The following is a 14,464-nucleotide window of genomic DNA, read 5'->3' on the forward strand; positions in this document are numbered from 1 at the left end:
GGGAGGGCCATTATGGAATTACTCGTATGCATTAAGCAAGTGCCTGATACGTCTGAAATAAAATTAGATCCTGAAACGAATACATTGATTCGTACCGGTTTACCAAGTATTGTGAATCCCTTTGACATGAATGCCTTAGAGGCGGCGTTGAAGGTAAAAGATACCTACCCTGGCACCCGTGTATCGGTGATTACTATGGGGCCGCCACAGGCTACGATTGCCTTAAAAGAATGTATCTCTATGGGGGCCGATGAAGCCTATTTGATTACGGATAGAGCTTTTGCGGGAGCGGATACATTGGCCACTAGTTATACCATTGCACGGGCTATTGCTAAGGTGCAAGCAGACCAGGGTAAGCCCTTTGATATCATTTTCTGTGGCAAACAAGCCATTGATGGCGATACGGCACAAGTAGGGCCACAAATTGCGGAAGAATTAGGCATTCCACAAGTAACCTATGTATGCAATATTGAAGTAAATGATGGTATTGTACGAACGCAACGTGAACACGAAGAAGGGTTTGAAGTATTAGATACGCCTGTGCCTATGTTAATGACGGCGGTGAAAACCTTGAATGAACCACGGTATCCAACCTTGCATCATTCCATTCGGGCCACACAATATGATGTGAAGTTAATTACGGCTAAGGATATGGAAACGGACCCTAAACGGTTAGGTCTACAAGGGTCGCCAACGCGCGTACGTAAGGTGTATAGCCCACCAATGCGTTCAGCTGGCACAATGCTTAAAGGACCTATCAATGAGTCCGTAGAAACGATTTTAGGCGTTTTACAACAGAAAGAACTTATCTGATCGCATAAGGAGGTATTACGGTGTTTGAAGAATATACAGGTGTTTATGTCATTGCCGACTGCTTTGATGGGCAGGCACGCAAAGTAACCTATGAATTAATTGGTCAGGCCCGCCTTATTGCTGATCAGCTCAATGAAGAAGTGCATACATTGATTTTAGGAGCGCAAGTAGGGGCACAAGCGCAAAGCTTAATTGAATATGGCTCTGACCATGTTCATGTATTTGAGCATTCTTTATTAGCTCGTTATTCTACGGATGGCTATACGAAGGTAATTACTGATTTCTTTAGTCAAAATAAACCTAATGTTATTTTGATTGGTGCCACGAATGATGGTCGTGACTTAGCACCACGCATTTCAGGGCGTATGAAAAATGGGGTTGTTGCCGACTGTACGATTTTGACGGTCAGTCAATCTGATGGACTTGTAGAATGGACTCGACCTGCTTTGGGTGGCAATATTTTAGCAGAAATTATTTGTCCAGAACATCGCCCGCAAATGGGATCGGTACGACCTAATGTATTTAAAATGCCAGACCGTGTAGCAGGTCGTGCGGGGCAGATTCATCAAGAAACGGTAACCTTAGCTGACAGCGACATTCGCAATCGATTTGTTGAAATGATTAAAGTGGATATGAACGATGTGAATATTGAAGAAGCAGAAATTATTGTAGCTGGTGGTCGTGGTATGGGTTCCCCTGCTAACTTTAAAGTCTTGGAAGAATTGGCTGATGTATTAGGCGGTGTACTAGGGGTAACACGTCCTATCGTTGAAAAGGGTTGGTATCCACTAAGTCGTCAAATTGGTCAAACGGGTAAAACCATTGCGCCTAAGATTTATTTAGCTTTTGGGATTTCTGGGGCTATTCAGCATACAGCGGGGATTACTGGTTCTGAAACGATTGTAGCGATTAATACAGATCCTGAAGCGGCTATTTTTAAAGTGTGCGACTATGGTATCGTTGGTGATGCTGTAGAAGTGGCTAAGGAAATGATAGGGAAGTTTAAGTCCGCCAAGGGCTAAATTATAAGTGGATAGACAGAGAGTGCCATAGGCACGAGAAACCTACGAGTCAAGCTCTGAAGGTATTCTCTAAGCCTATGGCACTCTCTTTTACTACTACCTAATTTAGCGCCTTGACGGGACTTAAGGGAGAAGGGAAAGAAACGAGTCAAGCTCTGAAGGTATTCTCTAAGCCTATGGTACTCTTTTTTATTACTACCCAATTTAGCGCCTTGGCGGGACTTAAGGGAGGAAGACGTTTATGTCAGAGAATTAGGAATTATGATATATGAATGCTTGTATTATAATGAAGTAATAGGAGGTGTAATATATGATAATATGTAAATTAAAAGATATTTTAGAAGAAAGAAATATTGAAAAATCAGTATTCTTAAAAGACGCGGGTCTTACAAGACCATTTACAGAAAATTTATTAACAAATAGCTTCAAGGATTTAAATGTAGATAGTTTGGATAGAGTAATGTCTTATTTGAATCTTAATAGTTTAAATGATTTATTTGTTTATATTCCTTTAGATATTGAAAATCTTAAATTTGTAAAGTGGAAAGATGAAGCGGTAGATAGTGCATATTATTTGATGTTTGATATAACAGATTTAAATTCTAACATGAGTAGTAAATTTAAAATCGAATTTGAGTTAAAAAAGGCGTTGTCTCAAGCGGTTTCTTTTCCAATAATAGAAATTTCTAGTATGGAAAATAATAGTAAATGGAATGAAATTATAGCATTATATGGTGAAGAATTAAAACAATATATATTGGGGAAAATACAAAGTTATATAGAATCGAAATTTAAAACTAAATTAGTCTTGATATTAACTGAAGAAGTAAAAAAAGAGTTAGTAGACAAATTACGAAAGGAACGGGCTACTTACGGTATTAACGAAAAAACAAAAGCTCAAGATAATGAGTAACGGGTAAATAGTTATTTGAATAGTTCATTATAATTCAAAAACAAGACGGAAATTAGACGGAAAACATTGAATATTTAAGGATATTTCACCCTTAATTGAGAACGAAAAATGTCTAAAAAAGGACATAAAAAGACCCCTACTCTCTAGGTATTTCCTGGTTTTGTAGGGGTTTTGAATACTCTTGGCAATTATCAGTCAAAAGTATAATAGCTATGGCGGAGGATTAGGGATTCGAACCCTAGCGACGGTAACCCGCCCTAACGATTTAGCAAACCGTCCTCTTCAGCCTCTTGAGTAATCCTCCAAATCTAATTACTAAGATATCATATCATTTGAATTAGTATTTTGTCAAGATTATGTCTATATGAATTCTTTGAAATAATTTTGTGCTAAGGGTAAGTATTTTCAGTATTATGGATAATTACAAAAACAAACAAACTTTGATGTTATCTAGAGGATTTCTGTGCTATAATCAATTATTGCTAAATAGTTACAAAGGTTTATTTGTAGCATACTTTATGAGAAAAGGAGAGATTATATGCCTGGGTTAGGTACCTTGCTTAACATGTTAATCATTGTAGTCGGGGGGCTCATTGGGTTAACTGCACGTAATTATTTGAATCAACGGTTGCTTGAAACCTTGATGGCTGCTATGAGCGCCTGTATTTTATTTATCGGCTTTGTAGGGGCCGTCAAAGAATCCCTTGTTTTAGTAGATGGCCAATTAGTGGTGACTAATATTATGATGCTAGTCATTACGTTTATTATTGGTACTGTCATTGGTGAAATTTTAGATTTAGATAAAAAGCTAGCGCAATTCGGTACGTGGTTAAAGATTAAAAGTAAAAATGAAGGCGAAGGGGGCTTTATAGAAGCCTTTTTAACGGCGTCTTTTACCGTATGTATTGGTGCTATGGCTATTATTGGTTCTATTAAAGATGCCTCGGGGGATCCTACCATCTTATTAGCTAAAGCTATGATGGATGGGATTGTAGTTATGATTATGACCACGACGTTGGGCAAAGGGTGCATTTATTCGGCCATACCGGTTGGTATCGTGCAAGGGGTGGTTACTTTATTGGCCTTTTTCATCACGCCTTGGTTGACACCGCAAGCCCTTAGCAATATTTCCTTTACTGGTTCCATCATGATTTTCCTCGTTGGTGTTAATTTATTGTGGGATAAACGGATTCGAATTGCTAATATGCTACCTACGTTGATTGTAGCGGCGTTATGGGCGTGGCTTTAGGGCCGGAATAATACGCCCTAGTGTTTTATACACGGCAAAGAATAGGCCGATTTCAATAGGATAACAAATAATATTTTTAATTAAGCGGCCCATAAAAATAGCGGAGGCCGCTTTTTGATAGAAAATCACAAGCCACAAGGTGTTCAGACCTAGGTGAATGAAGATGGCAATGATAAGAAAGGGAATGGCTACTCGTTTTAAAGTAATGGGCTTTTGGTAGAGAAAGTGACCAAAGGTATAGCCTACGAGAAATTCTGATAGTATAAAGCCTGGAAAGAATACGCCCTGTCCAAAGAGGAGCATGCCAATAAAGCAGGCAATGGCAGCCATTATGCCTGCTCGAATAGGGCCGTGCATGACGGCAAAGATTGCGGTGGACAAGAATCCAAAGGTAATATGAATAAAGGTCGTGTGGATGGCGAATATATAAGATAATAATACGGTTAAGGCAATGAATAAGCTTGTTTGGGTGATTAGGGAATTATAGGATAATTGTTTCATAGATACCTCGTTTGTACTCGATTAGAAAATTTTAGTTAACATTAAAATGAATAAAGTTTACCTTTAAATGTATTTGAATTGTGTTTAGGTATGCGCTTTTATTATATAAAGGATAGTGAGAATAGGCAAGCTTAATTAGTAGGGCTGATAGCATGTAAGATTGATACTGAAATGTATCATAATATGAGCAATACATAGGACGATAGGCGATATATACTAAATTTTAGGCTATGTATAAGATAAAGAATGATTTTTGGTGAGATATAAAAAAAGACTGTTACCGTAGGATGGGTTACAAGCTAGTTGATAAACAACGGTTTATAACGCAGGGAGTGGTAACAGTCTTTTTTTAGAGTTATTAACTTAATTTATATAAATTGTAGAATGTATTGATTAATACCAACGAGTTATTGGTAAGTCGTTATTAATGCCTTTAGTGGCTAGAATTTGATGTAAATCCATCATGCCATTGGCAAAGGCCGCCGCACAGCCATTGAGATATAAATCCCACATACGAATAAAGCGTTCATCGAATTTTTGACGAATTGTTGGTAATTGGGTACGGAAATTTTTATCCCATTCGAGTAAGGTCATATTATAATGCATGCGAAGATTTTCTACGTCTAATACGTGGAAATTATCTTCTGTCATGTCCGTAATCATTTCACGAAGGCTTGGTAACATGCCACCAGGGAAGATGTATTTGCTCATCCATGCATCGCCTGGTTTTTCATCCATGCCACTGATGAAATGAAGGAGAAAAACGCCACCATCAACGAGTACAGAATCTACACAATCGTTGAACAGTTGATAATTTTCACGACCCACATGTTCTACCATGCCAACGCTGACAACGCGGTCAAATTGAAGTCCTGATTTAGGTAAGTCACGGTAGTCCATGAGTTTAACGGTTAGGTAATCTTCCAAGTGATTTTCCTTAATGCGCGCTTGGAATTTTTCGTATTGTTCATGACTAAGGGTAATGCCAGTACCTTTAATTTTATATTTTTTAGCTGCTTCAATGAGCAAGAAACCCCAACCACAGCCAATATCAAGGAGACGAAGACCTTCTTTTAAATATAATTTATCGAGGATGCGGTGAATTTTATTCATTTGTGCTTCGTAGAGTGTGTCATCTGGGTGTTCAAAGTAAGCACAGGAATATTGCATCGTTTCATCAAGCCAGAGGGAATAGAAATCATTGCCAATGTCGTAATGGCTCTGCACTTCTTCGGCTTGATGTTTTTTGGTTAATGGATTGTGGGTTAATTTGCTAAGAACGTCGCCGGCTGTAGAGAACTGATCCATCTGACCAAGAAAATGGTTTAGTGCGAAGTATAAATCGCCTTCAATTTCCAAATTGCCGTCCATGTATGCCTCGCCAAGAGCGATGGATGTGCTGGCTACGAGTTTGCTAGCAGGAATGGGTTCTTTCATATATACGGTGAAAAGAGGAGCCCCTTCGCCAATTATATATTCATTATCTTTAAATTTTACTTTAAATGGATTGGCATCAAATCGTTTTAAGAAACTTATCATCGCCTTCTCTTCTAATTTTTCTCCTAAGTTGCCTAACATTATAGGTGTCCTCCTTATTAAAAATTTAACTATCTTGTTTTTATATACTAAAACTATCCTTTTGAAATGTCAAACTGTTTGGCGGTTCTAATATCTTATAACAGATATTGGAAATATAAATAGATGAAAAAATTTTGACTTATGATTATTTAAAATAATTAATAATGCTTTTGCCTATAAGGACTGTTGTTACAGGTATGGATATTGATAGGTTTAGATGTATTCTATTGGTTTATGGAATATGTTTATTAGTAATTAATTATAATGAATAGAGGGCAAATCTAGTTTCACGAATTGTTAAAGGACATATTTTATAAGCAAAAGGAAACAACCGCGAACGACATGTCGATCGCGGTTGTTAGAAGTAAGTTATTCAAAGTAAGTTGTTAGTTATTAAAAATAAGCTGTTAAAAGTAAGTTATCAGAAAGGAGTCGTTAGAAGAGGTAAGGAGTGTTACGCGATGGTATTTAATGCTTGTTCTAAGTCGGCAATAATATCATCGGCATCTTCTAAGCCAACGGAAAGGCGAACTAAGCCTTCGCTAATGTTAGCGGCTGCTAATTCTTCTTTAGTATAGGTGGAATGAGTCATGGAAGCAGCATGTTCAATGAGGGTTTCTGCATCGCCTAGTGATACGGCTAAGCGACAAAGTTTTACGGAGTTCATAACTTGTGCCCCTTCTTTGACACCACCTTTTAGTTCAAAGGACACCATGCCACCAGGTAGTGCCATTTGTTGTTTAGCTAATTCATATTGAGGGAAGCTTGGGAGACCAGGATAGTTTACTGATTTAACGGCTGGATGAGCTTCTAAAAATTGAGCTACTTTTAAGGCGTTAGCACAGTGACGCTCCATGCGTAAAGCTAGTGTTTTTAGCCCACGGGCTACCAGGAAGGCATCAAATGGACTTAGTACAGCCCCTGTCATGTCTTTAATACCATAGAGACGCACTTGGGTAAGAAATTCGGTGGAGCCACATACGAAACCAGCAATTACGTCGCCATGACCGTTTAAGTATTTCGTAGCAGAGTGAACCACTACATCGGCACCTAGGCTAAGTGGTTGTTGAATATAAGGGGTGCAGAAGGTGTTGTCTACTACCACTAAGCAATCAGGTTGGGTATGAGCTATTTCACTAACCGATTTAATATCGACTACTTTTAACGTTGGATTGGCTGGTGTTTCTAAATATACTACTTTAGTATTTGGTTTCATAGCTTTTTTGACGGCTTCTAAGTCAGCCATATCAACAAAAGTTACTTCTACGCCCATGCGGGTTAAACCATGATTGAGTAAGGCAAAGGTGCAACCATATAAGGTATCGCAAGCGACTACATGATCGCCAGCACGTAGAGCTGTCCATAAAGTAGCGGAAATAGCACCCATCCCTGAAGCGGTAGCCATACAAGCTTCAGCCCCTTCAAGAAGAGCCATTTTTTCTTCTAGCTGTGTATTGGTAGGATTGCCAAGGCGAGAATAAATATAGCCCCCTTCTTCAAGGGCAAAGCGACGGCCCCCTTGTTCAGCTGAATCAAAAACGAAAGTAGATGTTTGGTAAATAGGAGCGGTTAAGGCACCAAAGGTATTAGGTGCTGCGCCACCGTGAATTGCTTTAGTAGCAAAGCCTTTGTTTTGTAATGATTGTTCCATGTTACGTACCTCCTCATAAAGCCTAGATGCACTGTGTGTTATTGATATATGGCAGTGCATGTATGACGTTAACGTTTTGTTTGAGGTCAGTGTAACATAGGGTGAAGAAACTGTATAATATCCCTTGAAGTGCGTTTAACATGCATTAAAACTATATCTAAAGTATTAAAAGTAATAGTCTTTTTATGGGTTATTTGATTCCATATTGTGGATGACTGAGGGTATCCAAGGAATCTTCTAGCATGTCCACATATTGAAGCATTTCAGGGGTCATATTAGTATTTTTAAGATGAATCCAACCAATATTAATTAGGTCGAAAGGCCCCGCTAGGGGAATGGAGAGAATACGGTCTTCTGTAATATCCGGTAATAAGCAGCCACAGCCAATGGTATAGGCATCTGTGCAAGCTAAGAGGCGCAAGATTGTTGAACGATCAGATACGACAAGCAAGCGATTATCTTGGATGCCATGAACACTGATTTCTTCGGCATATTGGTAGGAGTCACTGCCTTGGAAGTATTTAATATAAGGATAGTCTTGTAAGTCTTCGATGGTAAGCTCTTTTTTATCTCGTAGCGGATGATTATGACCTAAATATACATAAGGTGGAAATTGTCGTAACGGTGTGAATTCAATGCCTTTTTGAGCAAAGAGGCGTTTCATAAACTTATTGGTGCCACGGGATAGGAATAGAATGCCTAGTTGACTTTGACCGAGTAAGACATCTTGAATGACTTGGGAGGTGCGACATTCGTTAAAGACAATGGTATAGTTGTGTTCTTTGTTTAATTGCTTTACAAAGGTTGTGAGGGCATCAATGGAAAACATATAGTGCTGGGCAGATACGGTGAGGGATAATTTGTTACTCTTGGTTTCAGGATTGAAATAGTTTTGTAAGCCATTCACTTGTTCGAGAATACGATGGGCATAATCTAAAAACTCCATGCCTTCCACTGTAAAGGAGACCCCGTGCCGTGTTCGTTCTAAAATGGTGATATGAAATTCTTTTTCCAGCTCTTTAATCGCTTTGCTTAAACTTGGTTGAGCAATGTAGAGTCGTTGTGCGGCCACGGTGATAGATTGGCATTTAGAAACTTCTACTAAATAATGGAGTTGTTGTAAGGTCATGGTGCGTACCTCCTAAGATATAAGCAAGTTATAGGTGATATAACTTTAAACTATAGTAATGACGAAATTTTATGTATTTCACAAGTAGACATGCCCATGATATGCTGAGTGTAATAAAACTATCATTAGACGTAATGATAGTCCGTATGTAGTGGCCAGTCATATAAAGGGAGACCGATTTAATTGTAACAGGGAATATTAAAAATGTCATGCTATAATGATATATTTATTATGCAAATAGGTACTTCTGTGTCATAATAAAAAGAGGAGGTTTCAATGGAAAAAGAATTGCAAATCAGTACACCTTTGTCTACTGTTGGTGTACAGGATAGTTGTGCCGAAACAAAGGCTATGCGCGCTCATATGACAGAAGCGGAATGGAAGGAGGCCATTCGCTTCGATAGCACTGACTGGGGCTGGATTATTATGAGTATTGGTATGGCCATTGGGGCAGGGATCGTATTTTTACCAGTACAAGTAGGGATTGTTGGGATATGGGTTTATTTATTGGCAGCTGCCATTGGCTATCCTGCCTTGTATTTATTTCAGCGATTGTTTGTTAATACGTTGGCCGTATCACCGGATTGCACCGATTATCCGTCGGTTATATCTCATTACTTAGGGAAAAATTGGGGTATTTTCTTAGGGGCCATTTATTTTGTCATGATTGTCATTAGTATTTTTGTGTATTCCACAGCGATTACGAATGATAGTGCTTCATTTTTGTATTCCTTTAATGTAACCGATTCTATTTTGTCCAATAATCCATTTTATGGATTAGGGGTTATTTGCTTATTGGTTGCTATTGCGGCACAGGGGGAAAAGATTTTATTTAAGATTTCCACTGGCCTTGTGCTCACGAAATTGTGTGCTATTTTGGTATTAGGTTTGATTATGGTAAATCATTGGGACGTAAGTAATATCCCAAGCTTGCCAACTTTGAAGGATGCATTATATCAAGCGTTCACTATGTTGCCACTTACGTTGACTTCGATTTTATTTATTCAAACGTTGAGCCCTATGGTCATTTCGTATCGCTCGCATAATAAATCGATTGACGTGGCTTGGCATAAATCGTTGCGAGCTATGAATATTTCCTTTGCTGTTTTATTTATTACGATTTTCTTTTTTGCTATTTCCTTTAATTTAGCTATGAACCAAGGGCAGGCTATTATGGCAGCGGAGCAGAATATTTCTGCCTTAGCTATAGCTGCTCAAGAAATGGATGGCGATACGGTTCGCATTTTAAGTTTATTGTTAAATATTTTCTCCATTATGACAGCTTTCTTTGGCGTGTTCTTAGCTTTTAAAGAATCTTGCCAAGGGATCGCCCTTAATCTTTTGAAACGAGTTTACGATGAAAATCGTATCAATCGTAAAGCCATTGCTATGGGCACTTTAGTATTTGGTGTGCTAGTAGCCTGGGGCGCTATTATTTTAAATATCCCCGTTTTACGATTATTAACTTGGATGGGCCCTATTATGGGGATTATCGGTTGTTTTATACCTACGTATTTAGCTTATAAATTAGATTTTTTAGCACGTTTTAGAAGTCCTACCTTAATGTTTATTGTTGCAGCTGGTGTTTTATTGACAATATCACCATTTTTCTAATTAGCTTGGTAATCGTTAGAATATGAGGCTTGCGGTTAACAAGCGGTTAAGCGATGGGGGCGCTTAGCAAAATGGTGTTATGTAATTTTATATAAGTATATACTTAGGAGGCTTTACTATGCGTAAAATGAAGACGATGGACGGCAATCAGGCCGCAGCACATGTGTCCTATGGTTTTACGGAGGTGGCAGCGATTTATCCCATTACCCCTTCGTCCCCTATGCCAGAATTTGTTGATGAGTGGTCAGCGAATGGGCGAAAAAACATTTTTGGTCATCCTGTTAAAGTAGTGGAAATGCAATCTGAAGCAGGGGCAGCAGGTGCTGTTCATGGTTCCTTGCAAGCCGGTGCCTTAACAACGACCTTTACGTCCGCTCAAGGTTTGTTATTGATGATTCCTAACTTGTATAAAGTAGCAGGCGAATTATTACCAGGCGTATTCCAAGTTGCATCAAGAGCGTTAGCCACTCATGCATTATCTATCTTCGGTGATCATCAAGACGTGATGGCTGTTCGTGCTACCGGCTGTGCTATGTTGGCCGAATCATCGGTACAAGAAGTTATGGATTTAAGTGCCGTAGCCCATTTAGCAGCGATTAAAGGGCGCGTTCCTTTTATTAACTTCTTTGATGGTTTCAGAACCTCTCATGAAATCCAAAAGATTGAAATGTTAGATTATGAAGAGTTAGCACCATTAGTGGATCAAGAGGCTGTTAAGGCATTCCGCAAACGGGCCATGAATCCTGATGCACCAGTTACGCGTGGTACAGCTGAAAATCCAGATGTATATTTTACTCATCGTGAAGCGTCTAATTCATTTTACTTAAATATTCCACAAATTGTAGAAGAATACATGGCTGAAATTAGTAAACTGACAGGCCGTGAATACCATTTATTTAATTATGTAGGGGCATCTGATGCAACTGATGTAGTTGTTGTTATGGGTGCTGGTGCGCAAGTGGCTAATGAAACGGTAGAGTATCTAATGGCGCAAGGTCGTAAGGTGGGGGCTCTTAATGTACATCTATTTAGACCATTTGCGATGGACCGCTTTATTGAAGCCTTGCCTAAGACGGTGAAACGTATTGCCGTTTTAGACCGCACTAAAGAACCAGGCTCTATGGGTGAACCATTATTCCTCGATGTGCAAGCCGCCATTGCTCGGGCTAAATTAGATGTACTCGTAGTAGGTGGTCGTTATGGTTTAGGGTCTCGCGATGTGATTCCTGCTGATATTGTGGCTACCTTTGATAATTTAGTAGCTGCTGAACCTAAGGCTGAATTTACGATTGGTATCGTAGATGATGTAACGGGTTTATCCTTGCCACGGCCAGATAATGTATGGATTGATGCCTCTCATATTACAGCTTGCAAATTCTGGGGTTTTGGCTCTGATGGTACCGTAGGGGCTAATAAAACAGCTATCAAGATTATTGGTGATCATACCGATATGTATGCCCAGGCTTATTTTGACTATGATTCTAAAAAATCTGGTGGTGTCACCATGTCTCATTTGCGCTTTGGTAAACAGCCAATTAATAAGCCATATTTAGTAACACGTCCTACCTTTGTGGCTTGTCATCGTCAAGCCTATGTAAATGAATATGATATTTTACAAGGCATTGAGGAAGGGGGCACATTCCTACTTAACTGTACTTGGAGTCCTGAGGAGTTAGCGGATAAATTACCAGCTGCTATGCGCCGCACCATTGCTACTAAGAAATTAAAATTCTATATTATCAATGCCGCTCAAATCGCCCAAGATATTGGTCTTGGTGGGCGCATTAATATGATTTGCCAGGCCGCCTTTTTCAAATTAGCTAATATTATTCCTATTGAAGAAGCGGTGCAATATTTGAAAGACTCTGTTATTGCTACCTATGGTAAAAAAGGCCAAAAAGTGATTGATATGAATACGTTGGCTATCGATAAAGGGGTTAGTGCTATTATACCAGTAACAGTGCCAGCTGATTGGGCGAATGCTGTTGATTCAGTAACGCCAGTTGTAGTGGCGGTACCTGAACATGTAGCCGCGATTTGTAAGCCTATCAATGCACAACAAGGGTATAGTTTGCCTGTTAGCACTTTCTTAGGCTATGAAGATGGGACCTTGCCAAATGGTACAGCTGCTTATGAAAAACGAGGTGTGGCTTTAGCGGTGCCACATTGGCATAAAGAAAATTGTATTCAATGTAATCAATGTGCTTTCGTGTGCCCTCATGCAACGATTCGCCCCGTACTTGCAACAGCGGATGAAGTAGCGGCTGCACCCGCTGGTTTTGAAACGATTCCAGCCCTCGGAGCTGGTGATTTACAATTCCGTATTGCTGTCTCTCCATTAGATTGTTTAGGTTGTGGCAATTGTGTTAATATTTGCCCAGCACCAAAAGGTAAAGCTATTACTATGAGTCCTATTGATGAAGAATTGCATTTAGCGGATGCTTGGGCTTATGGCGTGGCCTTACCAGTAAAAGCAAATCCTATGAAGACAAATACAGTTAAAGGGAGTCAATTTGAAACACCTTTACTTGAGTTCTCTGGGGCTTGTGCAGGTTGTGGTGAAACGCCATATGCTAAATTAGTAACCCAACTTTTTGGTGATCGTATGATGATTGCGAATGCAGCCGGTTGTTCCTCTATTTGGGGTGGTTCCATGCCAACGTCTTCGTATACGACTAATCAAGCCGGTCATGGCCCAACTTGGGGCAATTCGCTCTTTGAAGATAATGCGGAATATGGCTTTGGTATGCGCATTGGTACGACAAAAATTCGGGAGCAATTAAGTCAGTATGTAGAACAAGCGATTTCAGAATGTACGACTAAAGAGCAAGAACCATTAAAAGAAGCCTTAACGCAGTGGTTAACGTACCGTGAACAAGGGGAAGGCACTAGAGAACGTTCTGATTTAGTGGTACAGTTATTAACTAAGGAAACCGATCCAACGGAGGCTATGCAGGCCATTCTTGAAGAAAAACAATATTTACCTAAACGGTCACAGTGGATTTTTGGTGGTGATGGTTGGGCCTATGACATTGGCTTTGGTGGCTTAGATCATGTACTCGCTTCCGGTGATGATATAAATATTTTAGTCTTTGATACAGAAGTATATTCAAATACGGGTGGTCAATCTTCTAAAGCCACACATACAGCGGCGGTCGCTAAATTTGCTGCTAGTGGTAAACGGACGAAGAAGAAAGACCTTGGCATGATTGCCATGTCCTATGGCTATGTGTATGTAGCCCAAGTAGCTATGGGGGCCGATAAAAATCAGCTTCTTAAAGCCGTAACGGAAGCGGAAGCCTATCCAGGACCATCACTTATTATTGCCTATGCGCCATGTATTAATCATGGTATTAAGAGTGGTATGGGCACGGCCCAAGAAGAAGCGCGTCGTGCTGTGGCTGCTGGGTATTGGGATTTGTATCGCTATAATCCAGCCTTACGTGGCACTGGTAAAAATCCATTTAGCTTAGATTCTAAAGAGCCAACTGAAAGCTTCCGAGACTTCCTCATGGGCGAAGTGCGTTATGCTTCGTTACAACAATCGTTCCCTGAAATTGCAGAAGAATTATTTGAAAAAACAGAGCAAGATGCAAAAGAACGACGAGCCTCGTATGTGCGTTTGCAAGCTGGCTTTGAACAAGAAATAGGTAAACACACTGTTAATTAATAGGTAAACAGGCTGTACATTAGTAGACCTTTTAGTATAAGGCTTAATAAGACATTCAAAGTTAAGAGCTTATTCATTGAAAGGTATTCTATGATAATTATAGGTATCTTTTTAACTCCTTAAAGGATACCGTGTAATTATAGCCTCATATAAAGCCTCATAAGGAACTGTATGGAAATGAGCCATTGCAAATTTCCGTACAGTTCCTTGCTTTGTTTTGTGATAGAATAAATACAAGCATATATTGATATGGCGAAGTACAGGAGTTATTACAAGAAGGCTTAATGTACGATCGCATCATACATGAGCAGAAGTTTTCGTGAT

General features: G+C 39.4%; 10 protein-coding genes and 1 tRNA gene. 6 read left to right on the forward strand and 5 right to left on the reverse strand.

Going from position 1 to position 14,464, the window contains the following annotated elements; all coding sequences use genetic code 11:
• Positions 1-12 precede the first annotated feature (12 nt).
• From VER_RS01430 to VER_RS01440, 3 genes are all read left to right on the forward strand, one after another.
• Positions 13-813 (forward strand): electron transfer flavoprotein subunit beta/FixA family protein, encoded by an 801-nt coding sequence (locus VER_RS01430; RefSeq protein ID WP_162099113.1) that lies wholly within the window; start codon positions 13-15, stop codon positions 811-813.
• Positions 814-827: 14 nt separating this feature from the next.
• Positions 828-1,835 carry an electron transfer flavoprotein subunit alpha/FixB family protein gene (locus VER_RS01435; protein ID WP_162099154.1) on the forward strand — a complete coding sequence of 336 codons (1,008 nt, stop codon included), beginning with the start codon at positions 828-830 and terminating at the stop codon, positions 1,833-1,835.
• 310 nt (positions 1,836-2,145) lie between these two features.
• Positions 2,146-2,748, forward strand: coding sequence for a helix-turn-helix transcriptional regulator (locus VER_RS01440; RefSeq protein WP_162099114.1), 603 nt, complete (start codon positions 2,146-2,148; stop codon positions 2,746-2,748).
• Between the two features lie 213 nt (positions 2,749-2,961).
• Here the strand turns inward: VER_RS01440 and VER_RS01445 are convergent.
• A tRNA-Ser gene (locus tag VER_RS01445) sits at positions 2,962-3,052 on the reverse strand.
• A 234-nt stretch (positions 3,053-3,286) separates the two neighbouring features.
• Between VER_RS01445 and VER_RS01450 the strand changes: the two genes are divergently transcribed.
• Positions 3,287-3,997 carry a DUF554 domain-containing protein gene (locus VER_RS01450; protein WP_162099115.1) on the forward strand — a complete coding sequence of 237 codons (711 nt, stop codon included), beginning with the start codon at positions 3,287-3,289 and terminating at the stop codon, positions 3,995-3,997.
• On the opposite strand, the gene VER_RS01455 is transcribed toward VER_RS01450, so the two are convergent.
• The 4 genes from VER_RS01455 to VER_RS01470 form a co-directional block, all read right to left on the reverse strand.
• A complete protein-coding gene (locus tag VER_RS01455) occupies positions 3,980-4,498 on the reverse strand; it encodes a folate family ECF transporter S component (protein ID WP_162099116.1) in 519 nt (172 codons plus the stop codon). The two genes, VER_RS01450 and VER_RS01455, sit on opposite strands and share 18 nt — an antisense overlap.
• Positions 4,499-4,891: 393 nt before the next feature.
• Positions 4,892-6,076 carry a cyclopropane-fatty-acyl-phospholipid synthase family protein gene (locus VER_RS01460; protein ID WP_162099117.1) on the reverse strand — a complete coding sequence of 395 codons (1,185 nt, stop codon included), beginning with the start codon at positions 6,074-6,076 and terminating at the stop codon, positions 4,892-4,894.
• Between the two features lie 454 nt (positions 6,077-6,530).
• Complete coding sequence (megL, locus tag VER_RS01465) at positions 6,531-7,727, reverse strand: methionine gamma-lyase (protein ID WP_162099118.1); 1,197 nt, start codon at positions 7,725-7,727, stop codon at positions 6,531-6,533.
• Positions 7,728-7,917: 190 nt separating this feature from the next.
• The gene (locus VER_RS01470; protein WP_162099119.1) at positions 7,918-8,856 is read right to left on the reverse strand and encodes a LysR family transcriptional regulator; all 939 of its coding nucleotides are present in this window, start codon (positions 8,854-8,856) and stop codon (positions 7,918-7,920) included.
• Positions 8,857-9,219: 363 nt separating this feature from the next.
• Between VER_RS01470 and VER_RS01475 the strand changes: the two genes are divergently transcribed.
• Together VER_RS01475 and nifJ are read left to right on the forward strand one after the other, a co-directional pair.
• On the forward strand, positions 9,220-10,470 hold the full coding sequence (locus tag VER_RS01475) for an aromatic amino acid transport family protein (protein WP_162099155.1): 1,251 nt from the start codon (positions 9,220-9,222) through the stop codon (positions 10,468-10,470).
• 118 nt (positions 10,471-10,588) lie between these two features.
• Positions 10,589-14,140, forward strand: coding sequence for a pyruvate:ferredoxin (flavodoxin) oxidoreductase (gene nifJ / locus VER_RS01480; protein WP_162099120.1), 3,552 nt, complete (start codon positions 10,589-10,591; stop codon positions 14,138-14,140).
• Positions 14,141-14,464: the final 324 nt, after the last annotated feature.

The sequence above is a fragment of the Veillonella sp. R32 genome, from assembly GCF_010093125.1.
Taxonomy (GTDB): Bacteria; Bacillota; Negativicutes; order Veillonellales; family Veillonellaceae; genus Veillonella_A.